Annotated in this window: 24 protein-coding genes; 13 read left to right on the top strand and 11 right to left on the bottom strand. The window is 67.7% G+C overall.

Going from position 1 to position 26,924, the window contains the following annotated elements:
• Nucleotides 1–40: 40 nt before the first annotated feature.
• Genes lepA through ABZS29_RS25440 form a run of 3 tightly spaced genes read left to right on the top strand, consistent with a single transcriptional unit; the run spans nucleotide 41 to nucleotide 3,473 of the window.
• Nucleotides 41–1,927 (top strand): translation elongation factor 4, encoded by a 1,887-nt coding sequence (gene lepA / locus ABZS29_RS25450; RefSeq protein WP_355465215.1) that lies wholly within the window; start codon nucleotides 41–43, stop codon nucleotides 1,925–1,927.
• Entirely contained in the window at nucleotides 1,927–2,832 is a 906-nt protein-coding gene (locus ABZS29_RS25445) for an aminoglycoside phosphotransferase family protein (protein WP_355465213.1), read from the top strand. The genes lepA and ABZS29_RS25445 overlap by 1 nt, the downstream gene beginning before the upstream one ends.
• 14 nt (nucleotides 2,833–2,846) lie before the next feature.
• Nucleotides 2,847–3,473 carry an MOSC domain-containing protein gene (locus ABZS29_RS25440; protein ID WP_355465211.1) on the top strand — a complete coding sequence of 209 codons (627 nt, stop codon included), beginning with the start codon at nucleotides 2,847–2,849 and terminating at the stop codon, nucleotides 3,471–3,473.
• A 27-nt stretch (nucleotides 3,474–3,500) separates the two neighbouring features.
• Here ABZS29_RS25440 and ABZS29_RS25435 read toward each other — a convergent pair whose 3' ends face one another.
• From ABZS29_RS25435 to kduI, 4 genes are read right to left on the bottom strand one after another with little or no spacing between them, the layout of a single operon-like run.
• On the bottom strand, nucleotides 3,501–6,554 hold the full coding sequence (locus ABZS29_RS25435) for a CBM35 domain-containing protein (protein WP_355465209.1): 3,054 nt from the start codon (nucleotides 6,552–6,554) through the stop codon (nucleotides 3,501–3,503).
• A 50-nt stretch (nucleotides 6,555–6,604) separates the two neighbouring features.
• Nucleotides 6,605–7,354, bottom strand: a complete 750-nt coding sequence (locus tag ABZS29_RS25430) for an IclR family transcriptional regulator (RefSeq protein ID WP_355465208.1) — start codon at nucleotides 7,352–7,354, stop codon at nucleotides 6,605–6,607.
• A 20-nt stretch (nucleotides 7,355–7,374) separates the two neighbouring features.
• Nucleotides 7,375–8,151 (bottom strand): SDR family oxidoreductase, encoded by a 777-nt coding sequence (locus ABZS29_RS25425; protein WP_355465206.1) that lies wholly within the window; start codon nucleotides 8,149–8,151, stop codon nucleotides 7,375–7,377.
• Nucleotides 8,148–8,984, bottom strand: a complete 837-nt coding sequence (gene kduI, locus ABZS29_RS25420; protein WP_355465204.1) for a 5-dehydro-4-deoxy-D-glucuronate isomerase — start codon at nucleotides 8,982–8,984, stop codon at nucleotides 8,148–8,150. Before kduI ends, ABZS29_RS25425 begins: the two co-directional genes overlap by 4 nt.
• Before the next feature lie 161 nt (nucleotides 8,985–9,145).
• On the opposite strand from kduI, the gene ABZS29_RS25415 reads away from it, so the two are divergent.
• From ABZS29_RS25415 to ABZS29_RS25405, 3 genes are all read left to right on the top strand, one after another.
• Nucleotides 9,146–10,657: a sodium:solute symporter family protein gene (locus ABZS29_RS25415; RefSeq protein ID WP_355465202.1), complete on the top strand. Its 1,512-nt coding sequence runs from the start codon at nucleotides 9,146–9,148 to the stop codon at nucleotides 10,655–10,657.
• Nucleotides 10,658–10,675: 18 nt separating this feature from the next.
• Nucleotides 10,676–10,861: a tautomerase family protein gene (locus ABZS29_RS25410; protein WP_132194310.1), complete on the top strand. Its 186-nt coding sequence runs from the start codon at nucleotides 10,676–10,678 to the stop codon at nucleotides 10,859–10,861.
• 144 nt (nucleotides 10,862–11,005) lie between these two features.
• Entirely contained in the window at nucleotides 11,006–12,031 is a 1,026-nt protein-coding gene (locus ABZS29_RS25405; protein WP_355465200.1) for an aspartate-semialdehyde dehydrogenase, read from the top strand.
• Here ABZS29_RS25405 and ABZS29_RS25400 read toward each other — a convergent pair whose 3' ends face one another.
• Entirely contained in the window at nucleotides 12,032–13,615 is a 1,584-nt protein-coding gene (locus ABZS29_RS25400; protein WP_355465198.1) for a peptide-N4-asparagine amidase, read from the bottom strand.
• 108 nt (nucleotides 13,616–13,723) lie between these two features.
• Between ABZS29_RS25400 and ABZS29_RS25395 the strand changes: the two genes are divergently transcribed.
• Nucleotides 13,724–15,523, top strand: a complete 1,800-nt coding sequence (locus ABZS29_RS25395; protein ID WP_355465196.1) for a long-chain fatty acid--CoA ligase — start codon at nucleotides 13,724–13,726, stop codon at nucleotides 15,521–15,523.
• A 35-nt stretch (nucleotides 15,524–15,558) separates the two neighbouring features.
• Here the strand turns inward: ABZS29_RS25395 and ABZS29_RS25390 are convergent, their stop codons facing one another.
• The gene (locus ABZS29_RS25390; RefSeq protein WP_355465195.1) at nucleotides 15,559–15,843 is read right to left on the bottom strand and encodes a hypothetical protein; all 285 of its coding nucleotides are present in this window, start codon (nucleotides 15,841–15,843) and stop codon (nucleotides 15,559–15,561) included.
• Between the two features lie 88 nt (nucleotides 15,844–15,931).
• On the opposite strand from ABZS29_RS25390, the gene ABZS29_RS25385 reads away from it, so the two are divergent.
• On the top strand, nucleotides 15,932–16,489 hold the full coding sequence (locus ABZS29_RS25385) for a helix-turn-helix domain-containing protein (RefSeq protein WP_355465193.1): 558 nt from the start codon (nucleotides 15,932–15,934) through the stop codon (nucleotides 16,487–16,489).
• A gap of 22 nt (nucleotides 16,490–16,511) precedes the next feature.
• Here ABZS29_RS25385 and ABZS29_RS25380 read toward each other — a convergent pair whose 3' ends face one another.
• The 3 genes from ABZS29_RS25380 to ABZS29_RS25370 form a co-directional block, all read right to left on the bottom strand.
• On the bottom strand, nucleotides 16,512–16,733 hold the full coding sequence (locus ABZS29_RS25380; RefSeq protein WP_355465191.1) for a DUF6458 family protein: 222 nt from the start codon (nucleotides 16,731–16,733) through the stop codon (nucleotides 16,512–16,514).
• Between the two features lie 75 nt (nucleotides 16,734–16,808).
• Nucleotides 16,809–17,273 carry a vitamin K epoxide reductase family protein gene (locus tag ABZS29_RS25375; protein ID WP_355465189.1) on the bottom strand — a complete coding sequence of 155 codons (465 nt, stop codon included), beginning with the start codon at nucleotides 17,271–17,273 and terminating at the stop codon, nucleotides 16,809–16,811.
• Nucleotides 17,274–18,182 (bottom strand): DUF929 family protein, encoded by a 909-nt coding sequence (locus tag ABZS29_RS25370; protein WP_355465187.1) that lies wholly within the window; start codon nucleotides 18,180–18,182, stop codon nucleotides 17,274–17,276.
• 165 nt (nucleotides 18,183–18,347) lie between these two features.
• Between ABZS29_RS25370 and ABZS29_RS25365 the strand changes: the two genes are divergently transcribed.
• Nucleotides 18,348–19,568, top strand: a complete 1,221-nt coding sequence (locus ABZS29_RS25365; protein WP_355465185.1) for an MFS transporter — start codon at nucleotides 18,348–18,350, stop codon at nucleotides 19,566–19,568.
• A gap of 51 nt (nucleotides 19,569–19,619) precedes the next feature.
• Nucleotides 19,620–20,090: a hypothetical protein gene (locus ABZS29_RS25360; protein ID WP_355465183.1), complete on the top strand. Its 471-nt coding sequence runs from the start codon at nucleotides 19,620–19,622 to the stop codon at nucleotides 20,088–20,090.
• Nucleotides 20,091–20,130: 40 nt separating this feature from the next.
• Here the strand turns inward: ABZS29_RS25360 and ABZS29_RS25355 are convergent, their stop codons facing one another.
• Nucleotides 20,131–22,143 (bottom strand): MDR family MFS transporter, encoded by a 2,013-nt coding sequence (locus tag ABZS29_RS25355; protein WP_355465181.1) that lies wholly within the window; start codon nucleotides 22,141–22,143, stop codon nucleotides 20,131–20,133.
• A gap of 87 nt (nucleotides 22,144–22,230) precedes the next feature.
• Here ABZS29_RS25355 and hemW point away from each other — a divergent pair, with 87 nt between their 5' ends.
• The 3 genes from hemW to ABZS29_RS25340 all read left to right on the top strand — a co-directional run bounded on the left by hemW (nucleotide 22,231) and on the right by ABZS29_RS25340 (nucleotide 26,080).
• Nucleotides 22,231–23,442, top strand: coding sequence for a radical SAM family heme chaperone HemW (gene hemW, locus ABZS29_RS25350; protein ID WP_355465179.1), 1,212 nt, complete (start codon nucleotides 22,231–22,233; stop codon nucleotides 23,440–23,442).
• 236 nt (nucleotides 23,443–23,678) lie between these two features.
• Complete coding sequence (locus tag ABZS29_RS25345) at nucleotides 23,679–25,007, top strand: extracellular solute-binding protein (protein WP_355465177.1); 1,329 nt, start codon at nucleotides 23,679–23,681, stop codon at nucleotides 25,005–25,007.
• Nucleotides 25,008–25,072: 65 nt separating this feature from the next.
• Complete coding sequence (locus tag ABZS29_RS25340; RefSeq protein ID WP_355465175.1) at nucleotides 25,073–26,080, top strand: LacI family DNA-binding transcriptional regulator; 1,008 nt, start codon at nucleotides 25,073–25,075, stop codon at nucleotides 26,078–26,080.
• A gap of 4 nt (nucleotides 26,081–26,084) precedes the next feature.
• On the opposite strand, the gene ABZS29_RS25335 is transcribed toward ABZS29_RS25340, so the two are convergent.
• Nucleotides 26,085–26,921 (bottom strand): hypothetical protein, encoded by an 837-nt coding sequence (locus ABZS29_RS25335; RefSeq protein ID WP_355465173.1) that lies wholly within the window; start codon nucleotides 26,919–26,921, stop codon nucleotides 26,085–26,087.
• Nucleotides 26,922–26,924 lie beyond the last annotated feature (3 nt).

The raw sequence follows: 26,924 nt of genomic DNA, 5'->3' as shown, positions 1-26,924 counted from the left end.
TGTGCAGGTAGTACCACCCGAGACGAACTGGATCCCCTCCGTGCCCGCTGTCCCCACGAATGTGCCGCAGCCGGGTCGTACCGACCCGTCGCTGATCCGGAACTTCTGCATCATCGCCCACATCGACCACGGCAAGTCGACGCTGGCCGACCGGATGCTCCAGATCACCGGAGTGGTCGACGACCGCTCGATGCGGGCCCAGTACCTGGACCGGATGGACATCGAGCGCGAGCGCGGCATCACGATCAAGTCGCAGGCGGTCCGGCTGCCGTTCGCCCCGAAGCCGGATACTCCGGGTGGCCTGCTGGCTCCGGACGGTACGACGTACATCCTGAACATGATCGACACCCCCGGCCACGTCGACTTCACCTACGAGGTGTCGCGGTCGTTGGAGGCGTGCGAGGGCGCGGTGCTGCTGGTCGACGCCGCGCAGGGCATCGAGGCGCAGACGCTGGCGAACCTGTACCTCGCTTTGAACGCGGACCTGCACATCGTCCCGGTGCTGAACAAGATCGACCTGCCGGGCGCGATGCCCGACAAGTACGCCGCGGAGCTGGCGCACATCATCGGCTGCCGCCCCGAGGACGTGCTGCGGGTGTCGGCGAAGACCGGTGAGGGCGTCGAGGACCTGCTGAGCGAGATCGTCGCCCAGATCGAGCCGCCGAAGGGCGTCAAGGACGCACCGCCGCGCGCACTGATCTTCGACTCCGTCTACGACACCTATCGCGGCGTGGTCACGTACGTCCGGGTCGTCGACGGCGAGCTGACGCACCGTGACCGGATCAAGATGATGTCGACCGGCGCCGTGCACGAGATGCTCGAGGTCGGGGTGATCTCCCCGGAGCCGATGAAGTCGAAGAGCATCGGCGTCGGCGAGGTCGGCTACCTGATCACCGGTGTGAAGGACGTCCGGCAGTCCCGCGTGGGTGACACGGTCACCGCCGCGGTCCACGGCGCGACCGAGGCGCTCGGCGGCTACAAGCACCCGCAGCCGATGGTCTACTCCGGGCTCTTCCCGATCGACGGCGACGACTACCCGACGCTGCGCGACGCTCTCGAGCGTCTGCAGCTCAACGACGCGGCGTTGCAGTACGAGCCGGAGAGCTCGGGCGCGCTCGGCTTCGGCTTCCGCTGTGGCTTCCTCGGCCTGCTGCACATGGAGATCGTCCGGGAGCGGCTCGAGCGCGAGTTCGACCTGGACCTGATCTCGACGGCGCCGAACGTGGTCTACCGGGTCGAGATGGAGGACGGCAAGGAACACGTCGTCACCAACCCGAGCGAGTTCCCCGAGGGCAAGATCGCCGACATCTACGAGCCGGTGGTGCGGGCGACGATCCTGAGCCCCAAGGACTTCATCGGCGTGATCATGGATCTGTGCCAGACCAAGCGCGGCAACCTGAACGGGATGGACTACCTGTCCGAGGACCGGGTCGAGCTGCGCTACACGCTGCCGCTGGCCGAGATCGTCTTCGACTTCTTCGACCAGCTGAAGTCGAAGACCAAGGGCTACGCCTCGCTGGACTACGAACCGACTGGTGAGCAGGCCGCCAACCTGGTCAAGGTCGACATCCTGCTCCAGGGCGAGACCGTGGACGCGTTCTCCGCGATCGTGCACCGCGACAACGCCTACGCGTACGGCGTCGCGCTGGCCGGCAAGCTCAAGGAGCTGATCCCGCGGCAGCAGTTCGAGGTGCCGATCCAGGCCGCGATCGGGTCCCGGATCATCGCCCGCGAGTCGATCCGCGCGATCCGCAAGGACGTCCTGGCCAAGTGCTACGGCGGTGACATCACCCGTAAGCGCAAGCTGCTCGAGAAGCAGAAGGAAGGCAAGAAGCGGATGAAGATGGTGGGCCGGGTCGAGGTCCCGCAGGAAGCCTTCATCGCTGCCCTCAAGACCAACGAGCCGGCGGAGAAGGCCAAGAAGTAGTGCCGCAGCCTGTCGACATCCCGGCCGGTCTGCTGGTCGTTGCTTCGCGCGGCCAGGACTGGGCCGACTGGCTGGACCGGCTCCCGCGGCTGACGCGGGAGCTGCTCGACGAGTGGGAGTTGCGCGTCGACGGGGCGTCGGCGCATGGCGAGTGTGCGCTGGTGGTTCCGGTGCTCACGCGGGACGGGCAGAGCGCCGTACTGAAGGTGCAGTTCCCGCACTGGGAGGCGGAGACCGAGCATCTCGCGTTGCGGGACTGGGCTGGGAACGGCGCGGTTCAGTTGCTGCGGGCGGATCCGCGCCGGTTCGCGATGCTGCTCGAGCGGCTGGAGCCGCGGGACCTCACCACGCTCCCTGTTCTTGACGCCTGCGAGCTCGTCGGTACGGCGTACCAGCGGCTGCACGTGGTCGCCGGACCGCAGTACCGGACGTTGTCGGGGGAGTTGAAGCGGTGGCTGGAGCGCTTCCGGCAACTGCCGGCCTCGGCGCCGGTGCCACACCGGTACGTCGAGCAGGCGATCTCGCTGGCCGAGGACTTCGTCTCGGACCCGGCCACCGACGGCCGCCTGATCCACACCGACCTGCACTACGAGAACATGCTGGCTTCGACGCGCGAGCCCTGGCTGGTGATCGACCCCAAGCCGCTGTCCGGCGATCCGCACTACGAGGTCGCGCCGCTGATCTGGAACCGCTGGGACGAGATCACCGGTGATCTGCGGTTCGCCGTCCAGCAGCGTTTCTACACCGCGGTCGACGCGGCCGGCTTCGACGAGGAGCGCGCCCGCAACTGGGTGATCGTTCGCCAGATGCTGAACGTGCTCTGGACGCTCGAGGACCACGACGAGAACCTGCCGCAGGATTGGCTGACCCGCAATATTTCCATCGTCAAGGCCATCCAGGAGTAGCTACTCTGGCCGGTATGCGCGTACTGACGGTGAACGTGGTCGAGGAACTGATCCCAGGTCCGAAGGACACCGGCTTCACCGCGATCGACAAGCGGCCGCAGGCCGGGCGGGTGCCGGTGGGCGAGCGCGGCCTCGCGGGCGATCGGGTCTGTGACACCGCGAACCACGGGCGTCCGGATCAGGCGCTCTACGCGTACGCCGAGGAGGACGCCAACTGGTGGTCCGGACAGCTGGACCGGGAGATCCCGAGCGGCTTGTTCGGCGAGAACCTCCGGACGCAAGGCCTCGACATCACGGGTGCCTTGCTCGGTGAGGTGTGGCGGATCGGGAACGAGGTCGAGGTGATGGTCCGCGCGCCCCGAGTCCCGTGCATCACCTTCCAGCACCGGATGGAGGAGCCGCGCTGGGTCAAACGGTTCCATCAGGCCGGGTGCCCCGGGGCCTACCTGAAGGTTCTGCGGACCGGATCGATCGCGGCCGGCGACCCGATCACGATCGTCGATCGCCCGGACCACGAGGTCACCATCGGCGAGTTCTTCGGCGAGCAGGACCCGGCGAAGATGCAGGTCATGCTCGATTCGGGCGTCGATCTCTGGGACGAGATCCGCGACACCGCCCGCCGGATCGCCGCCCGCGCCTGACCCCGGAGGGCCAGGCGCGGTTCGCTGTCAGGACGCGGTGAGTTTGTCCACGTTCGGACCGCCGTTGGCCGTGGTGGCCACGGCCTTGATCTTGTTGCTCCCAGCAACGAGATTGACGGTGACGGTTCTGGTCTGCCAGGTCGTCCAGGCGCCGGTTCCGGCGAACGCCAGCCCGGGGGAGACGACCGAACCGTTCACCGACAGGTCCATCGGCCGGTTGGCCGTCGTACCGTTGGCGTAGCGGAGCTCGATCGTGGCCGGGCCGGCCTGGGCCGCATTGACCGTCCACTCGACGGCACTGCCGACCTCGTTGTTGTAGTTCACGAAGCCGCTTCCGGTGAATCCTTCGTGGTTCGACTCGACGACGCCGGAGGTGATGGTGGCCTCCTCGGCCTGGTAGACAACCGGCACCGGGTCGGTCGGACCGCCGCCGCCGTTGCCCGGGATCGTCTGGGTGGCGGTGTTCCACCCGGTGATCCGCACCGACGGCGAGGCGCCCTTCAGATCCGCGGTCCGGTACGTCGCCCGCAGTACCGTCGTCTCGCCCGGCCACAGCGATACGGCGTTATCGGTCCACTGGATCGGCAGCACTGGCTTGCCGTTCGCCACGACGTGCGCGTCGAGGTAGAACGCCGGCGTCTTGGCAGTGGAGGTGTTCTTCAGGGTGACCGTGGTGATGGTGTTCTCACCCGAGGTCGTGGTCGACGCGCTCGCCGACACCGGCGCCTGCGCGAGCGAAGACAGACCCTTCAGGTCCGCGTAGCTGGTCGTCGGCGTGTAGTACCAGTCGGTGTTGTTCCAGTCGAGCGTGTCGGCCTTCGTGGACAGCCAGTAGACGTTCCGGCTCACCTCGACGCCGGACGAGTTCGTCAGCACAAGCTTCGCCAGGTACGTCGTCGTCAGTCCGCTCACCGACGGGATCGTCAGCGCGGTGGTCTTGCCGCCGTCACCCGGAACGGTGACGTTCGCCGACTGCGAGAACTTCTCGGTGCCGTCGATGTTGTACAGCTTGACCGACGCCGTCAGCCCGGACGCCGTCGCGTGGTTTTGGTTGACGACGGCAACGGACTTGGTGTCGTAGGAGTACTGGATGTGCAGCGGCTCGTTCGCCTTCTTGGCGCCGTAGTACGCGCCGTTCTGATCCAGGTAGGCGTCGAACAGCTGCCAGTGCAGGGATGTCCAGCCACTGTTGAGCATCCAGTAGATCAGTCCGGTCGACGGGTTCGACGAGTCGCTGAAGTTGCGGTTGTGCGACTCGAACTCGGCACGCACGTTCTCGTACGCCGCGAGCTGCGCCTTCTTGACGTAGTCGGTCAGATCCGTCGGAGCGCCGTACCGGCCGGCCAGTGCGTCACCGAAGAGCTTCAGGTTGCCGAAGGTCGACGACTCGGAGCGGTGGTACTGGGTCGCCGACGGGTTCTTCCACAGCACCTCGAGCTCGGCCGGTGTCATCATCCGGTTCAGGGTGTCCAGTGTCGGGATGTCCGGGCCGGCCGAGGTCTCAGAGTTGAAGCTCCACGCACCGCCGGAGTCGCTATGTGCCTTGTCGTACCAGTAGTTCGGCGGGATCCAGTCGTACGGCCCGTTCATCTTCATGCCGGACGTGCCGAGCTGGGGCGACGACCGCTTCGCGGCGGCCGGGACCACCGGGGTCTGCCAGTCGGCCGCGGTCAACGCGTCGAGGTAGCCCTTCTCGATCTTCTGGTCCGGCGCGTAGTCGGAGCCGATCAGGAACGTGAAGACGCTCGGGTGGTTGCGCAGCCGCTCCGCCTCACCGGTCATCGACAGCTTGGCGGTCACGTAGTCCTCGGCCGTCCACGGGAACTTGCCGTTCACCTGGCCTTCCCACTTGTCGCAGCATTCCCAGCCGGGCATGGTCAGGACGCCGAGCTCGTCGGCCAGGTCGAAGAACTCGTCCGGCTCGATGTGGCCTTCCAGCCGGACCGTGTTCAGGCCCAGGTCCTTGACGTACTTGAGCTTGTCGGCGGCCGCGGTCAGGTCCCAGCGCAGGAACAGATCCGGTGAGTAGCCGCCGCCCTTGATCAGCAGCGGCCGTCCGTTGATCGAGTACGCTCGGCCGCCGCTGCTGTTCAGCGGCGCCTTCACATCCCGTACGCCGAACTTCGCCGTCGTACTGTCGGACGCCGTACCGGCGACCGAGGCGGTCAGGTCGATCGCGTAGAGCGGCTGCCCGCCCATGCCGGCCGGCCACCAGACGTTCGGGTTGTCCAAGCCGATCGTCGCGAAGGTGACGGTCTTCTTCTCCTTGGCCGCCAGCGACACCGTCTGACTCACCGGTACGCCGGCCACCGTGCCGCTGACCGTGGTCGTCACCGCGGCGGCCGAGTCGTTGCGGACGTCGACCTTCGGGATCAGGTCCGCGTGGTTCAGCGACGGCACGGCCAGGTTCGTGACCACGTGCGCGCCGCGCAGAGCGACGGCGCCACTGCGTCGTACCAGGACGTCCCGCACGATGCCCATGTTCTTGTCGGGCGGCGTCTGGGCCCAGTCGATCCAGCCCATGGTGAGATCGCGGTTCGGATCGTTCGGGTAGACCTTGAACGCGATCGAGTTGCTGCCGGCGTGCACCTGCGCCGTGATGTCGAGGTCGTGCCGGGTGTAGGCGCCGACGACCTGGTTCTTGTCGGCGACGCGGACGCCGTTCACCCAGACGTCGGCCCGCGACATCACGCCGCTGAAGTCGAGGTACGTGCGCTGGCTGGTGTCGGCCAGCTGCAGTTCGGTCCGGTACCACCACGGGACGGTGAACTGCGCCTTGTCGACGTTCTTCATGTTCGTCGAGACGAACGGGTCCGGGTACTTGTTGTTCTGCAGCAGCCCGGCGAAAACCGTGGATCGGGACGAGACCGGCAACCAGCCGGTGGTGGGGAAGCCCGGCTTGGTGACGGCCGAGTCGTCGGAGACCTGCGCGGAGGTCTGTAACTGGAAGCTGGGCAGTGCTTGATAGCTGGGAGGGGGACTGACCGAGGCAGCAGCCGCAGCGACACTGGCAGCCGGTGGAACCAGGAGGGTTCCGGCGACCAGCGCTCCGGCGAGCAACCAGCGGAGAGGAGATTTCATGGGGCGGTCCTCTGCAATGGTTAGGAAGGTTTCCTAACCATAGAACACGCTCACGGCTCCCGGTAGCCCAGCGCAGCGGAGATCTTGCGGGCCGCCTCGGTCGCGGCGGGGGCCATCAGAGCCACCTGGGCGATCGATTGTTCCAGTGACAACGTGGAAATACTGACCGCGGCGATGGCCGATCCGGTGTGATCGTGGATCACCGCTGCCACGCAGCGAATGCCGGGCTCGTTCTCCTCGTCGTCGAGCGCGTAGCCGCGCGCGCGGACCTGCGCCAGGTCGGCTTTGAGGCTGGCGGCCGTGGTGTGGGTCAGCGGCGTACGCGCGGGCAGGCCGGTCCGGGTGATGTGAGCGTCGAGTGCCTCATCGTCCTTTTCGGCCAGCAGTGCCTTGCCGATGCCGGTGCAGTGCAGCCAGAACGCCTTCCCGACCCGAGACGGCATGCGGTACGGCTTCGGGCCGTCCAAGCGGGCGACATAGATTGCCTCGTCGCCGTTGAGCAGACCGACGTGCACGGTGCAGCGCGTCTGGGCGACCAGGTCGGCCAGTACCGGGCGGGCGACCGTGGCCAGGTCGACGTTGGTCAGGGCGTGGCCGGCGAGCCGGAGCGCCTTCGGGCCCGGGTGGTAGGAGCCGTCGTCGGCCTGCGCGACGAATTCGTGCTCCACCAGCGAGGCCATGATCCGGTGCACGGTGGACTTGGCCAGGCCGGTCGCGTTCACCACATCGGTGAAGCGGGAGTGCTCCAGGACTGCGTCCAGCACCATCAACGTCTTGTCGATGGCCGAAGGCGAACTCATGTCGGACATCCTGCCACTCCTTATCTGGCCAGCCAGCCACCGTCGACCGCGAGGATATGGCCGTTCACGTAGTCCGCCGCCGCCGAGGCCAGGAAGACCGCTGCGCCGACCAACTCGTCCGGCCGCCCCCAGCGACCTGCCGGGATGCGGGACCGGATGGCGGCCTCGCGCTCCGGATCGGCCCGCAGGTCGGTGGTGTTGTCGGTACTGATGTAGCCCGGGGCGATCGCGTTCACCTGGACCCCGGCCGCACCCCACTCGTTGGCCAAGGCCCGGGTCAGCCCCGCGACCGCGTGCTTGCTCGCAGTGTAGGCGGGGACCGTGATCCCGCCCTGGAAGCTGAGCAGGGACGCGATCGTAACGATCTTCCCGGCTCCGCGCTCGGCCATCGCGGCGCCGATCGGCCGCGTCACCGCCCACGTCGAGTTCAGGTTCACGTCGATCACGTGCCGCCAGTCCGCCGTGCTGGTGTCGGCTGCTGGTGCGCGGCGAATGGTGCCGGCGTTGTTGACCAGGATGTCGATCTGGCGGGTTGCCGCGAGCTCGGTCGCGACCGCCTCGACGGCATCGGGGTCGGCGAAGTCGGCGGTCACGATGGTCGCTTCGCCGCCGCCGTTCTGCTTGATCGCTTCCAGCGTGTCCTCGAGCGCCGCGTCGCGGGCGAAGAGGATCAGGTCGGCGCCGGCCGCGGCGTATCCGGCGGCGATCGCCGCGCCGATCCCGCGCCGGGCGCCCGTGACGAGCGCCGTCCGGCCCTTGAGGCTGAACGGCCCCAACGAATCGGGCGCAGCTGTCACCGCAGGTCCCGGACGTCGACGCCGTCCATGTCGGTGAAGGCCTGGTTCTCGCCGGCCATCGCCCAGACGAAGCTGTACGACGAGGTGCCGACGCCGGAGTGGATCGACCAGCTCGGCGAGATGATCGCTTGGCGATCGGCGACCAGCAGGTGCCGGGTCTCGTCGGGCTCGCCCAGCAGGTGCACGATCCGCTCGGTCTCCGGCAGGCCGAAGTACAAGTAGCACTCGGTACGCCGGTCGTGCGTGTGCGCGGGCATGGTGTTCCAGGTGCTGCCGGCGTGCAGCGTGGTCACGCCGAGCACGACCTGGCAGCTGCGCACGCCGTCGGCGTGGATGTACTGGTCGATGGTCCGGCGGTTCGCGGTCTGCTGGTCGCCGAGTTCGAGCCGATTGCCCTCGCCGGGGTTGATCAGCGCCGTCGGGAACTCGGTGTGCGCGTTGGCCGAGAAGATGTAGAACGCTGCGCCGGATCCGTCGAAGACCACCTCGCGGGCGCCGCGGCCGACGTACAGGCAGGCGCCGGTGGTCAGCTCGTACTTGGTGCCGTCGACGCTGATCGTGCCCGGGCCACCGACGTTGACGATGCCGGCCTCGCGGCGCTCGAAGAAGTACTCGCTACGCAGCTCGGGCCAGGTGCCCAAGGTCAGCGGCGCGGTCGCCGGTACGGCGCCGGCGAGCACGATCCGGTCGTGGTGGGTGAGCACCGCGGTGACCTTGTCCGGCGTGAAGAGGTCGTCCACCAGGTACTGCGCGCGCAGGGCGGCGGTGTCGAAACCGGGCACCTGGGCGGGGTGGGTGGCGTGGCGGATCTGGAGCGGCGACTGAGCATTCACAGAACCAGGTTCTACGGAGTGGAACCATCTGTCAATTGTTGCTGAGCGTGGTTTCCGCGGTGGAACTCAGGCACAGATTGTTCCGGGTTCCGTCTCTTGACACGGTGTTCTGTTCAGTGGAACCTTCCAGTCACTCGCCCGTTGTCCCTGGGAGGCTCCCCATGACCGCACTGGACTGGTCAGTCCTGGTCGGCTATTTCGTGCTGATGGTGGTGATCGGACTCTGGTCACGCACCAAGATCAAGACCGTCGTCGACTACTTCACGACCGGCGGCCGGATTCCCTGGTGGCTGTCCGGCATCTCGCACCACATGTCCGGCTACAGCGCGGTCATGTTCGTCGCCTTCGCCGCGGTCGCCTACAACTACGGCATCACCGTCTACGTCTGGTGGGCGGTGTCGATCGGCGTCGGTGTCGGCATCGGTGCGTTCCTGTTCGCCGCTCGCTGGAACCGGCTGCGCGCCAAGCACGGGGTTGTCTCGCCGCTGGAATACCTCGCCCGGCGCTACAACCTGCCGACCCAGCAGGCGCTGGCGTATTCCGGTGCGGCACTCAAGGTCGTCGACATCGCGTCGAAGTGGGTCGCGATCGCCGTACTGCTGAACGGATTCACCGGCGTACCGATGCGGTGGGGCATTCTGCTCACCGGCGTGGTGACGATGCTCTACGCGACGCTCGGTGGCCTGTGGGCAGACGTACTGACGGACTTCGGTCAGTTCATCATCCAGTTCGGCGCCGGGGTCGCGATGTTCATCGGCGTGCTCTCGCATCTTGGTGGTGTCTCGACGCTGTGGACGATGTGGGACAAGCTGCCGGAAGGTCACGGTGACGCGCTGAACGGGCCGTACACACCGATCTTCCTGATCGCGTTCCTGTTCATCAAAACCTTCGAGTACAACGGCGGCATGTGGAACCTGGCCCAGCGCTACATGGCCGCGCCGTCCGGTTCCGCGGCCAAGAAGTCCGCGCTGCTGTCGTCGTTCCTGTGGCTGGTCTGGCCGTTGATCCTGTTCATCCCGATGTGCGCCGCGCCGCTGCTGGTGCACCCGGGCAAGGCCGAGCAGTCCTACGTCCAGCTGGCGCAGCTGCTGCTGCCGAGCGGCCTGATCGGGCTCGTCCTGGCCGGCTTCTTCTCGCACACGATGGCGATGGTCGCCTCCGACGCGAACGCGATCTCCTCCGTCATCACCCGCGACCTCGCCCCGGTGCTGGTGAAGAAGGTCCGCGAGATGACCGACGTGGCCGCGCTCAAGATGGCCAGGATCACCACCTTCACGTTCGTCACGGTCAGCATGCTGATCGCGATCGCCACCAACGGTGAAGGCGTCGTCCTGAAGATCGTCGTCGACCTGGTGGCCGCGACGATGGGCCCGATCGCGATCCCGCTGATGCTCGGGCTGCTGCCCTGGTTCCGGCGCTCCGGCCCGCGCGCCGCGCTCGTCTCGTGGGCGATCGGCCTGATCACCTGGGCGGTCGTGAAGTACGGTGTCGGCTCGACCGACACCACCCTGGTCGTCGCGTTGCCGCTGGCAACTTCTCTGGTGATCTTCGTCGGCCTCGGCCTGCTCCTGCCGGAGCGCAAGGACGACGTCGACACCCTGCTCGACTCGCTCAACACCGACCCCGAGGATTCCGCGGAGGTCGCCGCCCGGCGCGCCGCCGCCCTCGGCTGACCCTTCTGGAGAACCCGCATGCCGAACATCACCGTCGAACTCCTCTCCGGTCGCACCCTCGACCAGCGCCGCGAGTTCGTCGCCGCCGTCACCGACTCCGCGATCGCCATCCTCGGCGCCAAGCGCGAAGCCGTCCGGATCGTCTTTCAAGAGATCGAGAAGTCCGACGTGGCCAACGGCGGCGTCCTCGTCTCCGACAGCTGACCCGGACCTGCAGCCCATCACATTTGCCCTCGGCAGTCACCTCGCACGCTCAGCGGGGGGTGCCGGGGGCATTTGTGATGGCCTGACGGTCCGCGTACCGAAATCACGGGTCCGGGGCGGATGGCGCCGAGTAGGCTTCCCCGTATGCGAGTTGGAGTGTTTGGGGCTACGGGTCAGGTCGGTCGGGTCATGCGCGAGCTGTTGGTGGAGCGCGGGTTCCCCGTCGACGAGGTGCGGTACTTCGCTTCGGCGCGGTCGGCCGGGACGAAGCTGCCGTTCGGCGACACCGAGATCACGGTCGAGGACTCGGCGACGGCTGACTTCGGTGGGCTGGAGCTGGCGCTGTTCTCGAACGGGAAGACGGCGTCGCTCGAGTTCGCGCCACGGGTCGCCGCGGCCGGCGCCGTTGTGGTCGACAACTCGTCGGCGTGGCGGATGGATCCCGACGTCCCGCTGGTCGTCTCCGAGGTGAACCCGGAGGACCTGAACGATCTGCCGAAGGGCATCGTCGCCAACCCGAACTGCACCACGATGGCCGCGATGCCGGTGCTGAAGCCGCTGCACTCCGCGGCCACGCTGACCCGGCTGGTGGTCTCGACGTACCAGGCCGTTTCCGGGTCCGGCGGTGTCGGGGTGAGCGAGCTCGAGGACCAGACCCGCGCGCTGGCCGAGGTCGGTGGCCGGCTGGCGCTGGGCGCTGAGGGCATCACGCTGCCCGAGCCCAAGGTGTACGCCGGTCCGATCGCGTTCAACGTGCTGCCGCTGGCCGGGTCGATCGTTGCCGACGGCACCGGTGAGACCGACGAAGAGCAGAAGCTGCGCAACGAGAGCCGCAAGATCCTGCACATCCCCGACCTCCCGGTCGCCGGCACGTGTGTCCGGGTCCCGGTCTTCACCGGTCACTCACTGAGCATCCACGCCGAGTTCGACCGGCCGATCACCCCGGCCGAGGCGACGGAGCTCCTCGGTACGGCGCCCGGCGTCGTACTGGCGGACCTGCCGACCCCGCTGCTCGCGGCCGGCCAGGACCCGTCGTACGTCGGCCGCATCCGTCAGGACCAGTCGGTTCCGGACGGACGCGGCCTCGTGCTCTTCGTCTCGAACGACAACCTCCGCAAGGGTGCGGCGCTCAACGCCGTACAGATCGCGGAGCTCCTCGCCGCACGCTAGTTAGCAGCGGCGGAAGTCCTTGGTGTACACGCCATTGACGGCTTGCAGGGTGTGGTCGTAGCAGCCGTCCGCTCCGAAGGACTGGAAGCGGACGGTCTGCGTGCCGGTGGCGTGCCGCTGGTCGCGCGGGACGTTGTAGATCCAGGACGCGCGGCCGTCGTACGTCTCGTTGGTGTAGCCGTGCGTGGTCCGGATCGTGTCGTGGATCTTCAGATCCGTGACCACGTCATAGCCGCCGGGAACCGTTGCGTTGGGCAAGAAGGTGAGCACGCCGTTCTTGCCGTAGTCGAGATCGGTCAGCTCGACCTTGCCGCCGTTGGTGACGATCGACGTGTCACGCCAGCTCGCGTCGAGGCTGTCCTTGGTTTCGCCTTCGGTCCACGTGTGGTCGGACGTGTTGCGCAGGGTGCGCTGGACGGTGGTGCGGACACGTCCTGCCGATGTGTCGACATAGCCACTGATCTTCAACGTACGCGAGGCTTTGGTGGCGACGGAGCCCGTGGTCACCTCGTCGGTCTTGGTCAGCGGAGAGACGGCGTATGAGGTGATCGCACCGCGCGTCTGGCTGCGGTGCGCGTCGGTCCAGACGTGCAGGTTCGGGACTGTGAACCAGCCGCTCTGACCAGCCGGTACGCCGTTCACGTGGACGCGGAACTCATGCGGCTTGCCGTCGGTGAGCAGTCCGGCGAACGGCGTCAGGTCATAGGTCAGCGGCTTGATGTCGAACGCGCGCGGCGCAGGAGACGGCCGCCAGGAGTACGGGTTCGACCAGCCGCCGGTGTAGATGTACGGGTAGGGCAAGGCGATCCCGGCCGGCTTGCCGTCGATCGAGACATCCACCTCCCGGTACGGCGATCCGTCCGGGCACGAGTAGCCGGTCTCGGCCGGGGCCGACGTGTCCCAGAACTCTTCGCAGCCGCCGCCCGATCCGGTCACGTACACCTCGCCGAGGAGGCGGGTCGTGTTCCGCGGGAGCGTCGCCGTACCGATCAGGTCGGATTCTTCGCGGCGCTGATCCTGCAGCGGCAGTACGACGTTCGCCGTCTTCGCGGCCGGGACGCGGCGGTTCGTCGTGTAGAAGTCCAGTGTCACGGTGATGTCGAGGACGCCGGTGTAGGTGTCGTTGACGACGTTGCCGAGCTCCATCACGACCGGCTGCTGGGTGGTCAGCAGCGGCACGTAGGACGTGACGTCCTTCTCGACGTCCCAGGCGATGCCGTCGGTGCTCGGCTCCGGGGTCGAGGTCCGGAAGACGCCGACGCCGCCGATCGTGATGTGGCCGAGGCGGTCGTACTGGACGCCCTTCACCTCGCCGTGCATCCGCAGCACGACCTTCGACCACGGGCCCTGGCAGGCGCTCGGGGGAGTGTAGGTCGACCGGTACGGCTCGAAGTCACGGAAGCCGTGACGGACGATCTGCACCTGGCAGTGCGTGGTGTCCGGGACCGAGATCTTCGGTGCGGGCGTCCGCGGATCGTCGTAGTCGGAGCCGAACTCCGAGGGAGGCGGGGCCGCCGCTGCCGGAAGCAGCTGCCCGAGCAGCAGGGCGGAGAGTGAGAGAAAGGCCACAGGCCGTATGCGCATGTTGCGGAAACGTAATCGAGAAGGTCTCAGTGGGCAAGCGAGTGCCATGGCCAGCGGGCGGAGCTTGCATTACTGTCCAGTTCACTTGACCCCCGATGGAGGCCATCGATGAACGCCGTGCTCAGCAACCGCAAAGAAACCATGGCCCAGATGTTCCTGGACCGGGTTGCGGCCACGCCGCAGCGCGAGGCCTTCCGGTTCCCGGCCGGGGACGGCTGGAAGTCCGTCACCTGGTCCGAGACCGAGGCCCTGGCCCGCCGCCGCGCGGCCGGTCTGATCGCGCTCGGCGTCGAACCCCAGCAGCGGGTCGCGATCGCCGCGACCACCCGGATCGAGTGGGTCGAGTGCTTCCTCGCCGGAATCCTCGCCGCCGCCGCGACGACCACGATCTACCCGACCACGCTGTCGGCCGATGTGGCGTACATCGTCGCGGACGCCGACGTACGGGTGGTGTTCGCCGAGGACGCCGGCCAGGTCGACAAGCTGCGCGAGCACAAGACCGAGATGCCGTCGCTGCACAAGGTCGTGCTGATCGACGGTACGCCGGCCGCCGAGGACGGCGACTGGGTCATCACACTGGCCGACCTCGACACGCTCGGCGAGAAGCTGCTGGCCGAGGTCGACGACCGGATCGCCCAAGTCACGCCCGAGGATCTCTGCACGCTGATCTACACCTCCGGTACGACGGGCCGCCCGAAGGGTGTCCGGCTGCCGCACTCGGTCTGGACGTACGAAGGCGCCGCGGTCGAGGAGACCGGCGTACTGAGCCAGGACGACCTGCAGTTCCTGTGGCTGCCGCTGTCGCACGTGTTCGGTCAGGTGCTGCTCGCCGTCCAGTTCCAGCTCGGCTTCGCGACCGCGATCGACGGGCGGATCGACAAGATCGTCGAGAACGCCGCGATCGTCCAGCCGACCTTCATGGCCGCCGCGCCGCGCATCTTCGAGAAGGCGCACGCCCGGATCAAGACGATGATCGCCAACGACGGTGGGGTCAAGGCCAAGCTGTTCGACTGGGCCTTCGGCGTCGGCGCGCGCGCCTCCGCACTTCGCCAGCAGGGCAAGGAGCCGTCCGGTCTGCTCGCCGCCCAGCTCACAGTCGCCGACAAGCTCGTGCTCTCCAAGATCCGCGCCCGCTTCGGCGGCCGGATCCGCTTCTTCGTCTCCGGCTCGGCCGCCCTGGACAAGCAGCTCGCCGAGTGGTTCCACGCGGCTGGGCTGCTGATCCTCGAGGGCTACGGCCTGTCCGAGACCGCCGCCGGATCGTCGCTGAACCGGCCCACGTCGTACCGGCTCGGCAGTGTCGGCCCGCCCTTCGCCGGCACCGAGATCACGATCGCCGAGGACGGCGAGATCCTGATCAAGGGCGACGGCGTGATGAGCGGCTACCACAACCTCCCCGAGCAGACCGCCGAGGTGATGACCGCCGACGGCTGGTTCCACACCGGCGACATCGGCCACTTCGAGGACGGTTTCCTCTACATCACCGACCGCAAGAAGGACCTCTTCAAGACCTCCGGCGGCAAGTACGTCGCCCCCCAGGTCATCGAAGGCCGGTTCAAGACCCTCTGCCCCTACGCCAGCCAGTTCGTTGTCCACGGCAACAAGCGCAACTTCGTCTCGGCCCTGATCACCCTGGACCCCGACGCCATCACCCCCTGGGCCGAAGCGAACGGTCTGGCCGGCAAGTCCTACGCCGAGATCGTCACCTCACCCGCCGCCCACGCCATGGTCCAGGGCTACGTCGACGAACTCAACGCCGGCCTCAACCGCTGGGAAACCATCAAGAAGTTCACCATCCTCGACCGCGACCTGACGGTGGAGTCCGGCGAAATGACCCCGAGCCTGAAGCTCAAGCGCAAGTACGTGGAAACCCAGTACGCCGACGTCCTGGACGACATGTACAAGTAGCAGGTATCCCGCGCTGGTGCGCTCGAAGCGTGGGCTCAGTCGCGAGCGCCGATCGTGCGGCCGGTGGCGTGGAACATTGCCATCGGCAACGAGCCGACCGTCAGGCCGAGCAGCACCCAGCCGGGGTGCTGCACAGGGTGCGCGCCCCACAGGCTCAGCCCGGCAAGCGCCAGGCCCGACCAGCCGGCGAGCACGTTGACCACTGGGGAGGACCCGAACACGGTGGGGAACCGCTCCGCCGTGATGCCCTTGGTGAAGTGCGGGTACGCGTTCGCGGCCAGTAAGCCGGCGAGGAACGCGAGCAGGACCGCCTGCCACATGCGGATCTCCAACCTCTGGGGATAGAATCGGACTTGTGACTCCGGTTAGAGAATACGGACTGCTCACTCCGTTTGCAAGGAGTGGTCGATGACGGCTGCGCGTCCGCCACGCGCCGACGCCCAGCGCAACCGAGCGCGGGTACTGGCGGCCGCGGAGCAGGTGTTCGCCCAGCGAGGGAGCAGCGCCTCCACCGAGGAGGTCGCCCGAGCAGCGGGCGTCGGTGTCGGTACCGTCTTTCGGCATTTCCCCACCAAGGAGGCGCTGCTGCAGGCGCTCATCGTCCAGCGCCTCACCCGGATCGCCGCCGACGCCCGCGAACAGGCCGCGTCGCCGGATCCAGCGGCTTTTTTCGACTTTTTCGCCGCCGTCGTCGGTGACTCGGCCAGCAAGCTGGAACTTGTCGACGCGCTGGCCGAATTGGGTGGAGACCCGACCGAGGCGATCGCGCCGGTTGCCGAGGAGCTCACGGCAGCCGTGGCCGTCCTGCTGGAGCAGGCGCAGCAAGACGGCGCCGTGCGCAAGGACGTCGGCGTCGCGCATGTCATCGCCCTACTCGCCGGCGCCTCTCAAGCTCGCCGGTACGCCGCCGACGAGCGACCTCTAGCCGTCATTCTCGACGGTCTGCGCGCTCCGAACGCCGAGTAGCAGCTTGTTGCAGTACGGCGGTTTACGGCTCGTCGATGTAGCGACGCTCTTCGGTGACTGCGGTGGTGCGCGCCGCGCGCGGGCGCTGGCTGAGCAGGAACATCGTGAGGACGAGGCCGAGTGCGCCGGCGCCCATCAGGATGTAGCCGACCATGGTGAGGTCGACACCGCTGATGTGGTCGGCGACGGCGAAGGAGAAGATCGCGCCGACCGCGAGCAAGAACACTGATACGCCGATTCCCATGGTGGCCTCCTGCCATGAACCCCGAGGTTATGGACTCCACTGCGGTACCCCGGGAGGCGCTCGGCGTAAACGGGGTCAGTCCTCCAGGGGCGGAAGAGCGACCCGGATGACGATCAACGCGAACAGGATCAGTGTCAGAGCGTGTACGACTGTGCACCACAGGCAAATGGCGTTGATGCGGAACAGCTCCGCCCAGACCAGGTAGAGCACGAAGACCACGCCGACCACGACGCCGGCCAGGCGGGCGCGTGACGGCCACGGCGACGCCGTACGCCAGAAAGCGGGCACGGACAACGCGGTCATGCCGATGAAGAACAGCAGGCCGAGCACCGCGACCGGTACGCCGAAGAGCTTCGAGTACGACGACGACGTCACCTTCATGCAGTTGACGACACCGGTCTCGGGGCAGGCGAGCGTCGTACCGGCGGTGAAGTGTTCGTAGGTCAGGTACGCCGAGACCAGGACGCCGACCGCCGAGATGCCGAGGACGAGCCAGGGGATCGTGCCCAGGGACGATCCCCGGGCCGTCGTGGTGCTCATTCAGCTCTTCCCGAGTTTGCCGGCGGCGGCCTTGACCGGCTCGGTGCTGCAGACGGCGGCCGGCTGGTTGTTGGTGAGCTGGCAGAGCGCCGCGGTGTAGACGTTGGCCGAACCGTCGACGGCCTTGGCGATCGGGCTCGACGGGTCCTTGAGTGCCTCGGCGATCTGGGCCTGGGTCTTGCCGGCCAGGATCTCCGGGCTGTACGTCGCGCCGGAGCCGACGAACTTGCCGCCGAGATCGACGAACGGGATCGACCCGCCGCTCTTCACGTACGGCGGGGCGTTGTAGGTCTGGAACGTCTTCTGGTCCTCGGCGCTCGGGGTGTCGAGCGGCTTGTACTGGCCGTCGGCGCCCTTCTCGTTGGTCGTCGTCTCGAGACCGGTGAACGACAGCCACTGACTCGTGTACTTCGCTCCGTGGAACGACAGCGTCGGCGTGTTCGGGAACACGTCGTCGCTGGCGGAGTGCGTCGTACCGAGGTTGGTGAAGGTGCCGAAGCGGGCCAGCGCGACCGACACCGGCCAGCGCTCGGCCGCGCAGTACGGGCAGAACTCGGCACCGATGTAGAGCACCTTCGGCTTGCCGCCGGCGGTCAGCGGGGGAGCGGTGATCGCGGAGGGCGCGGCCTGTACGTCGGCGCTGCCGACCTTGGCGAAGGTCTCGGCCGGGATCGAGCTGAGTGCGGTGACGATCTGCGCGTCGGCCGTGCCGGAGGGCCCGGTCGCGGTCTTGTCGTTGCCGCCGCCCGCGATCTTGATGATCACCAGCCCGCCGACCACCACCACGACGGCCACGACCGCGCCGACCGCGAGGAGCAGCCGCTTGCGCCGCTCGGCCCGCTGCTGCTGCGCCCGCAGAGCCGCCACTCGCTCACGCGCCTGAGCCTTCTGCTCGACCCGCCTGCTCATTCATTTCTCCTGCCTCGTCACCAACTACGCAAATCCCCCAAGTGCACAACTGCCGGTGACGCCCCGAAGTTCCGCACGACCGTGCTTCGATCCAGTCCGAAGCGAGGTTTCGACGAGGCTCGAATACTGCTCGGCGGGCCCCTGAGTCGTCCTACGGTCGGGCGTATGGCGGGCGCTGTGAGCTATCGAGATGTGTTCCGGGTGCCGGAATTCCGCGCGATGTGGCTGGCTGAGCTGCAGTCGGTCGCAGGTGATCAGTTGGCGCGGGTCGCCTTGTCGGTGCTGGTTTTCGCCGACACCGGGTCGGCCGCTCTGACCGGTCTGACGTATGCGCTGACGTTCGTCCCGTCGCTGCTCGGCGGCCTGTTCCTCACCGGTCTCGCCGACCGCTTCCCGCGCCGCGACCTGATCCTGTGGATCGACGGTCTGCGCGGCTGCCTGATCCTGCTGGTCGCGATTCCCGCGATGCCGTTCTGGTCGCTGTGCGTGCTCGTCGGCATCGTGTCGCTGCTGCAACCGGTCTTCAAATCGGCTCAGCTCGCGCTGCTTCCCGACGTACTCGGCGAGAAACGCTTCGGGACCGGGATGGCGATCCGCAGCATCACCATCCAGTCCGCCCAGATGGCCGGCTTCGCCGGTGGCGGCCTGCTGATCGCCGTCTTCAACCCGCACGTCGTCCTGCTGCTCGACGCACTCACGTTCTTCGGCTCCGCGATCCTGATCCGCCTTCGCCTCGCACACCGCCCGGCCGCGCGTACGGCGTCCGAACCGGGTGCACGCGACTCATCAGCCGGCCAAACCTGGCGCCTGCTGTTCGCCGACCGCGGCATGCGCGCGCTCGTCCTGATGCTGTGGCTGATGGCGCTCGTCGCCGTCTACGAGGGCATGGCCGCGCCGTACGCCGCTCTGTTCGGAGGCGGCTCGGTCACCGTCGGACTCATCCTCGCCGCGGACCCACTGGGCAGCGTGGTCGGCGCCTTCCTGTTCAGCAAGTTCGTCCCCGAGGACCGTCGGCCCGGCCTGCTCGGCCCACTCTCGATCGCCGCCGCGGCCCCGGTCGCCCTCTGCCTGCTCCGGCCCGGCATCGTCGTTTCGATCCTGCTCTTCGTCGTCGCGGGCGCCTTCGGAACCATCGTCGTCATGCAAACCACCACCTCCATGACGCTCCGCCTCCCCGACGCCCGCCGCGGCCAAGCCATCGGTATGTCCAACTCCGGCCTCACCACCGCCACCGGCGTCAGCCCGCTCTTCGCCGGCCTCCTCGCCGACAAGACGAACGCCGCCACCGCGATCGGCGTCTTCGGCCTCGCCGGCACCGCGGCCGCCGTATTGCTGGCCATCAGCTGGCAACGCGCCAACCGCTCCACGCCGATCCCCACTGCCTGAGTCCGTCCGGCGGAACGGCGTTGGGGTGGTCGGCGTCGTACCGTGGTGAATGTGCTGCGGCGGTTCTGGCGGTATCTCGGGGCGGACGGCGGAAGCGTCCCATACGGCGTGCTGTTCGTGGTGCTTGGTGGGGCCGGGATCGTGGTCGCGGTGCTGGCGGACGGTCCGGTGAGCGTGCGCTTCGGGTACGCCGCTGAACTGCTGTGGGTGCTGGGGCTCGTCTCGGTACGGCGGCGGGTCCGGGCGCGGTTGCTGCTGACGTCGGGGATCGGGTGGCTGGCGGCGATGGTGATCTCCACCACGGGGACGCCGACCCAGCTGGCGGTGCCGATCGGATTGAGCGTCGGGGCAGGGATCGCCTTGATGTGGTCGCTGGCGACTCGCACGGAAGTGAGCGTGTCGTGGGCGCCGGGCAAGGTCTACAACCGCGACGACGGTCCCAAGCCGCCCATGGAGACGGTGGTGCTCGTGGGCACGGGCGTCCTCGGGGTGATCGGGATCGGGCTGCTGATCTGGGGATAGCCGCGGCAGCTACTGGCCCTTCGGGTCCTGCCCCGGTCAGCTAGACCGAGGTGAGGGCGGCGGCGTGTTTGCCGGTGGTGAGGGACTGGCCCTGATCGATCATCTGGGTGGCCAGGCGGTCCACGGCGGCGGCGAAGGCTTCGGAGTTCTCGGGGTCCCATTCGGCGAGGCGGGTACGGATCCAGGTGCGGAAGGCGCCGACGAAGCGCTGGAACATCTCCAGGCCGGCGGGGGTGAAGCGGTACTGGCCGAGCGTCTCGGAAAGGTAGCCGGCGGCAACTAGCTGGGTGGCGAGCGGTTCGACGACGCCGGGCGGCATCTTGAGGTCGGCGGTGATGGCGGCGAGCGTGGCGGCGCCGGTTTCGCGACCGCCGCGGAAGACGCGCATGATCAGCCAGGCCTGGGCGGTGGTGAGCGGGAGGCCGGATTCGGCGAGGACCTCGGGGGCCGGATTGCGCTTGTGGTGCTGGACGACGAGGGCGGCGAGCTTGGCGAGTTCGTGCTCGGAATCGAAGGACGACGGAGCGGCGAAGTTGTCGCCGACATCGCCGGCGGCCATCCGGGCCGTGTCGCGGAGCGGTACCTGCTTCAGCAGCAGTGATGTCAGGAAGCCAAGGGCAGCGACCGGGACTGCCGCCAGGAAGACGACGTGCAACGAGTCGGCATACGCGGCGGTGATGAACGATCGGGCGGCTGCTGGCAGCCCCCGCACACCCTCGACGGTGGTGGCCAGCCGCGGGTCGATCTGAGCACTCTGTACGGCGGGCGCGAGCTTCTCCGGAAGCTGGTGAGCATAGATCGATCCGAAGACCGCGACACCGAACGAACTGCCCATCGTGCGCAGGAAACTCACGCCCGACGTCGCGACACCAAGGTCCGAGTAGTCGACCGTGCTCTGGACGACGACCGTCGGCACGGGCATGCAGAGCCCGACACCAACCCCGAGCACCACCATGAAACCGGCCGTCTCGACGTACGACGTCGTGTTGTTGAGCAGCGACAGCAAGAAGAGACCGGTGCCGATCAGCACGGTGCCGATGATCGGGAAGACGCGGTACCGCCCGGTCTTGCTGATCACCTGACCGACCACGATCGACGCGACCAGCAGACCGCCGACGAGCGGCAGCATCTGCAGCCCGGACTCGGTGGCCGAGGCGCCGTGCACGAACTGCAGGTACGTCGGCAGATACGTCACGCCACCGAGCATCGCGAACCCGATGATGAAGCTCATGATCGAGCAGACCGTGAAGACGCCGGACCGGAACAACCTCAACGGCAGCAAGGGTTCCGCGGCTCGACGTTCCGCCCAGATGAACAACGCGAGGGCCAGCACGGAGCCCGCGATCATCGCGAGAATGACGGTCGAACCCCACGCGTACTCGTTGCCGCCCCACGTCGTCACCAACGTCAGCCCCGTCGCGGCCGCACCGATGAACAGGATCCCCAGATAGTCGATCCGAGGACTCGTCGGCGCCTTCACCGACGGAAGGGTGATCGAGGCAACGATCAGGACGACGATGCCGAGCGGGATGTTCACGTAGAACGCCCAGCGCCAGCTGAGGTGGTCGACGAACAGCCCGCCGAGCAGCGGACCGGCCACGGTGGAGACGCCGAAGACCGAGCCCATCACGCCCTGGTACTTGCCGCGCTCGCTCAGCGGTACGACGTCCGCGATCACCGCCATCGCGGTCACCATCAGACCGCCGGCGCCGAGCCCCTGGATCGCGCGGGAGCCGACCAGCCACAGCATCGAGTCGGCCATCCCGCAGAGCGCGGAACCGCCGAGGAACAGCACCACGCTGAGCAGGAACATCGGTTTGCGGCCGTAGAGGTCGCCGAACTTCCCGATCAGCGCGGTCATGATCGTCTCGGCGAGCAGGTACGACGTGACCACCCAGGACAGGTGGTTCGCGCCACCGAGGTCACTCACGATGGTCGGCAGCGCGGTCGCCACGATCGTCTGATCGAGGGCCGCGAGCAACATTCCGAGCATGATCGCGACGATCACCGCGTTCCGGGTGCCACGTCCCACCGGCTGAGCCTCGGTCTCCATGAGCCGAATGTAACGGCCTCAGCACACTCCGCTACCACGGAAACCCGGCGATCCGATCAAGAAGTCGCGGGTCCGTAGGATGGTGGGGTGCCGTCAACGTTGCCCGAGGGGGAGGTTGCGCCCCAGGACGGGGCGTTGCCGGATGCCGCCGTTCGCGAGGCGGCCGGCCGTCCGTTCGGCTTCTACCTGCATGTGCCGTTCTGCGCGTCCCGCTGCGGCTACTGCGACTTCAACACCTACACCGCCAAGGAGCTCGGCGGCGGTGGCTCGCAGGCGTCGTACGCCGAGACTGCGATCGGCGAGGTGCGGCTCGCGCGCCGCGTGCTGAAAGACCTGCAAAGGCCGGTCGAGACCGTGTTCTTCGGTGGCGGTACGCCGACGCTGCTCCCGGCCGCCGATCTCGGCGCGATGCTGAAGGCGGTGCGCGACGAGTTCGGTCTCGCGCCGAACGCGGAGGTCAGCACGGAGGCCAATCCCGAGTCCGTCGACCCGGCGTACCTCGAAGCCTTGCTGGAGGCCGGCTTCACCCGGGTGAGCTTCGGCATGCAGAGCGCTTCCTCGCACGTGCTGAAGATTCTCGATCGCCACCACACGCCCGGCCGCGCCTTGCAAGCCGTGAAAGAGGCGACCGCGGCCGGCTTCGAGCACGTCAATCTCGACCTGATCTACGGTACGCCGGGGGAGTCGCTCGAAGACTGGCGTACGTCGCTGGAGTCGGCGCTGTCGGCGGACCCGGATCACGTCAGCGCCTATGCGCTGATCGTCGAGGACGGTACTCAGCTGGCCCGGCGAGTTCGGCGCGGTGAGTTGCCGATGCCGGACAACGACGACCTGGCCGACAAGTACGTGCTTGCCGACGACCTGCTCAGCCAGGCCGACCTGAACTGGTACGAGGTCTCCAACTGGGCCCGCACCGAGGACGCGCGCTGTCGCCACAACGAGCTCTACTGGCGCGGCGACACCTGGTGGGGCATCGGACCGGGCGCGCACAGCCACGTCGGCGGCGTCCGGTGGTGGAACGTCAAGCACCCCACCGCGTACGCCGAACGCCTGACCGCCGGCGTCAGTCCGGCCCACGCCCGCGAAGTGCTGGACGACGAGACTCGCCGGATCGAGCGTGTGCTGCTGGAGGTCCGCCTCTCAGCCGGCCTGCCCCTCGACGTCCTCGACGCCCCCGGCCGAGCCGCCGTCGACACCCTCGTCACCGACGGACTGGTGAGTGTCACCAAAGATCGCCTCACCCTCACCGACCGCGGCCGCCTGCTCGCCGACGCCGTCGTCCGCGATCTGCTGCCCTGAAACCAGGTCTTCGCACGACCCTGGTAACTCCCTGTGAGTAATGTAAAGATTGAGCACACGGTAATCGGCGTGGCTCACAGCGTCACAACGCTGCCACCTATGTACTGACTAAGGTGTTCCGGTACCGCAGAGTAGTCATCAAACCCTTGACAGACCTGCTGCGAACGCTCGAAACTCAGCTCACTTTCGCGATCCGAGAGCGCTCTCAACTCCGTCCAGTTCCAGGGAGCCATTTCATGCGGCGCAGCAACCGTGCCGGCCACCACCCCCTCCACGTACGACGCTCTGTTGCTCTCCTGCTCGGCTGCACGCTGACGTTGCTGGCTGCCTCCTGTGGCGGCGGCTCGACCGGCTCCGGCGACCAGCCCGAGATCCAGCTGACCATCGCGACCTTCAACGAGTTCGGGTACGACGACCTGTACGACGAGTACATGGCCGAGCACCCGAACATCCGGATCGTCGAACGGCACGCGGAGACGGTCGACGCGCACATCAAGAACCTCGACCAGAACCTGGCCAGCGGCTCCGGTATGGCCGACATCGAGGCGATGGAGATCAACTGGATCTACAAGTACCTGGCCCGTGGTGACCAGTTCGTGGATCTGCGCGACTTCGGCGCGAACGACCTGAAGGACCGCTGGCTGGACTGGAAGGTCGCCGGCGCCACCACCCAGGACGGCCGGATCATCGGCTACGGCACCGACATCGGGCCGGAGGCGATCTGCTACCGCCGCGACCTGTTCGCGAAGGCGGGACTGCCGACCGACCGCGTCGAGGTGGCCAAGCTGTTCGCGGACTGGAAGTCGTACTTCGCGACCGGGCGCAAGTTCAAGGAGAAGGTGCCGGGCTCGGCCTGGTACGACTCCGCGGTGCTGACCTGGGAAGCGATGCGCAACCAGCTGGACCAGGCCTACTACTCCAACCAGGACCGCTTCCTCGCCGGCGAGAACTCGAAACTGCAGGACGTCTGGAAGCAGGTCGTGCAAGGCAGCGCGGACGGTCTGTCCGCCCGGCTGCCGGCCTGGAGCGACGCCTGGAACAAGGCCTTCCGCTCCGACGCGTTCGCGACGATGGCCTGCCCGGGCTGGCTGCTCGGCGTCATCCAGACGAACGCCGGTAGCTTCGGCAAGGGCAAGTGGGACGTCGCCGACGTGTTCCCCAGCGGAGGCGGCAACTGGGGCGGGTCGTACCTGACCGTGCCGAAGCAGTCCCCGCAGCAGGCCGAGGCGGCCCGGCTCGCCGCGTGGCTGACCGCGCCGGAACAGCAGGTCAAGGTGTTCAAGAAGGTCGGCTCGTTCCCGTCGACGCTCGACGCCTACGACGACCCGCAGGTGAAGTCGCAGGTCAACGAGTACTTCAACAACGCCCCGGTCGGCGAGATCTTCGTGAACCGGGCCCGAGCCGTGATTCTCAAGCAGCACAAGGGTCCGCGCGAAGGCGAGATCAACCAGGTGTTCAGCGCGGCGCTGGCGCGGGTCGACAACCGCAAGCAGCAGGCCGACGCCGCCTGGCGGCAGGCCCTGGACGACGCGGACAAGGCGGCGAACACCCGGTCGAGCGGCTAGCGCCAGAAATTAACCCCGGATAGTAATACGGTGTGAACACACACCAACTGATGCGGGGAGGGCCGATGGACGACACGGGTTCTCCCACGCTCGAGCAGGTCGCAGCACTGGCCGGGGTATCGCGGGCGACTGTCTCGCGCGTGGTGAACGGATCGCCCAAGGTCCTGCCGGAGACGGTGGCGCTGGTGGAGCGGGCGATCGGTCAGCTCGGCTACGTGCCGAACCGGGCGGCCCGCGCGCTGGTGACGCGCCGGACGGATTCGGTCGCGATCGTGGTTCCCGAGCCGGACAGCCGGGTCTTCTCCGACCCGTTCTTCGCCGGGATGCTGCGCGGTGTGAGCCGGACGCTGGCTCCGACCTCGTCCCAGCTGGTGCTGTTGCTCGAGCCCGCCGAGGGTGACGACCAGCGGCTGCTGCGGTATCTGCGTGGCGGTCACGTCGACGGCGCGATCATCATCAGCCACCACGGTCGCGACAACGTGCTGCAGGAGCTCGCCCAGTTGCCGCTGCCGATCGTCTTCAGCGCTCGGCCGCTGGGTGTCGACGTACCGGTGGCGAGTGTGGACGTGGACAACGTCGCCGGTGCCCGGACCGCGGTCGAGCATCTGCTGAGTCTCGGCCGGCGCAAGCTCGGCACGGTGGCCGGGCCGATCGACATGACGGCCGGTCTCGACCGGCTGACCGGCTACCAGAACGCCGTGGCCGAGGCCGGCCTGCCCGAGGCCGTTGCCTTCGGCGACTTCACGGCCGACGGCGGTGAGCAGGCCGCGCTGGAGCTGCTCGACAAGCACCCCGATCTCGACGGGATCTTCGTGGCCAACGACCTGATGGCGACCGCCGTACTGCGCGTGCTGTCCGAGCGCGGTCGCCGGGTGCCGGCCGATGTCGCGGTGGTCGGCTTCGACGACTCGGTGATGGCGACCACGACGACGCCGAAGCTGACGACAGTGCGGCAGCCCGTGGAGCGGCTCGGCGCACGGCTGGCCGAGATCCTGCTGGCCAAGATCGGCGGCGCCGACCTGACCAGCCCCGAGGTCTACGGCACCGAACTGATCATTCGCGACTCCGCCTGAGAGATCAGGGCGGATCGTTCTGGAACAGGAACTGCACGCGGACCGAGTCGTTCAGCGGTACGACGACCGTCGTGTTCGCGGCGTTCCAGTTCTGCGGCACCAGGAACAAGCGGTTCTCACCGACGACGAGGAGCCGCAGACCGCGGTACCGGTAGTTGAAGGTCTGGCCGGCCCCGGGCCGGAGCGCGGTCTCCTCCAGACCGGGTGATCGCAGCGCGAGCTTCTCCTTCGTGTCCAGGATGACGACAGGGAAGCGATCCAGCTGTCGTGCGTCGCCTTTGGCCAGCCCGCGGCCGGAGTACTCCGCTGTCGTCGCGGTCGCCCAGAACGCACAGGTGACCGTCACGACAGCGAGCAGACCGATCAGCACCCGCGGTGCGCGAGTCGGCGGATCGAGACGGCTCCGCAGATAGCTGACGTAGGCGAGCGCGGCAGCCGCCAGTCCGATCAGCACCGGCACGACCAAGGCGTAGTACGGCATCTGACCGAGCAGTGGGTAGGCGAGCAGCCCGACCACCCCGAGCAGCAGTACGACGACGATGACGCGGGTCGATCGCCGTACGGCGGTTGCGGTCGGATGAATCGCGTTGTGGACGAGAAGCGCTCCCACCGCGAGGAGAGTGAAGACCAGCAGCGGAACAAGCAGCGGCTGGGGACTGCGCATCACGTAGTCCTGCGTGCTCAGGCCGATCGTGTCGACGTCGATGCCGAAATATCGGTACTGCGATCGCGCGGAGACGTAGCCGAAGTAGAAGAGCAGCGTGCTGATCAGCGTCACCGGCGTGACGATGCCGGCGGCGAAGCTCACCCAGCGCTCGGCCTGCGACCGTTCGTCCGCCATCGC

It is taken from the genome of Kribbella sp. NPDC005582, assembly GCF_040605415.1.
Lineage (GTDB): Bacteria > Actinomycetota > Actinomycetes > Propionibacteriales > Kribbellaceae > Kribbella.
This window is presented reverse-complemented; position numbering and strand designations above follow the sequence as displayed.

Excerpts from the sequence above, each read along its gene's own strand:
- ABZS29_RS25440 (WP_355465211.1), top strand. The coding sequence starts at position 2,847 with ATGCGCGTACTGACGGTGAACGTGGTCGAGGAACTGATCCCAGGTCCG.
- ABZS29_RS25435 (WP_355465209.1), bottom strand. The coding sequence starts at position 6,554 with ATGAAATCTCCTCTCCGCTGGTTGCTCGCCGGAGCGCTGGTCGCCGGA.
- ABZS29_RS25430 (WP_355465208.1), bottom strand. The coding sequence starts at position 7,354 with ATGAGTTCGCCTTCGGCCATCGACAAGACGTTGATGGTGCTGGACGCA.
- ABZS29_RS25415 (WP_355465202.1), top strand. The coding sequence starts at position 9,146 with ATGACCGCACTGGACTGGTCAGTCCTGGTCGGCTATTTCGTGCTGATG.
- ABZS29_RS25410 (WP_132194310.1), top strand. The coding sequence starts at position 10,676 with ATGCCGAACATCACCGTCGAACTCCTCTCCGGTCGCACCCTCGACCAG.
- ABZS29_RS25405 (WP_355465200.1), top strand. The coding sequence starts at position 11,006 with ATGCGAGTTGGAGTGTTTGGGGCTACGGGTCAGGTCGGTCGGGTCATG.
- ABZS29_RS25400 (WP_355465198.1), bottom strand. The coding sequence starts at position 13,615 with ATGCGCATACGGCCTGTGGCCTTTCTCTCACTCTCCGCCCTGCTGCTC.
- ABZS29_RS25395 (WP_355465196.1), top strand. The coding sequence starts at position 13,724 with ATGAACGCCGTGCTCAGCAACCGCAAAGAAACCATGGCCCAGATGTTC.
- ABZS29_RS25390 (WP_355465195.1), bottom strand. The coding sequence starts at position 15,843 with ATGTGGCAGGCGGTCCTGCTCGCGTTCCTCGCCGGCTTACTGGCCGCG.
- ABZS29_RS25385 (WP_355465193.1), top strand. The coding sequence starts at position 15,932 with ATGACGGCTGCGCGTCCGCCACGCGCCGACGCCCAGCGCAACCGAGCG.
- ABZS29_RS25380 (WP_355465191.1), bottom strand. The coding sequence starts at position 16,733 with ATGGGAATCGGCGTATCAGTGTTCTTGCTCGCGGTCGGCGCGATCTTC.
- ABZS29_RS25375 (WP_355465189.1), bottom strand. The coding sequence starts at position 17,273 with ATGAGCACCACGACGGCCCGGGGATCGTCCCTGGGCACGATCCCCTGG.
- ABZS29_RS25370 (WP_355465187.1), bottom strand. The coding sequence starts at position 18,182 with ATGAGCAGGCGGGTCGAGCAGAAGGCTCAGGCGCGTGAGCGAGTGGCG.
- ABZS29_RS25365 (WP_355465185.1), top strand. The coding sequence starts at position 18,348 with ATGGCGGGCGCTGTGAGCTATCGAGATGTGTTCCGGGTGCCGGAATTC.
- ABZS29_RS25355 (WP_355465181.1), bottom strand. The coding sequence starts at position 22,143 with ATGGAGACCGAGGCTCAGCCGGTGGGACGTGGCACCCGGAACGCGGTG.
- ABZS29_RS25345 (WP_355465177.1), top strand. The coding sequence starts at position 23,679 with ATGCGGCGCAGCAACCGTGCCGGCCACCACCCCCTCCACGTACGACGC.
- ABZS29_RS25340 (WP_355465175.1), top strand. The coding sequence starts at position 25,073 with ATGGACGACACGGGTTCTCCCACGCTCGAGCAGGTCGCAGCACTGGCC.
- ABZS29_RS25335 (WP_355465173.1), bottom strand. The coding sequence starts at position 26,921 with ATGGCGGACGAACGGTCGCAGGCCGAGCGCTGGGTGAGCTTCGCCGCC.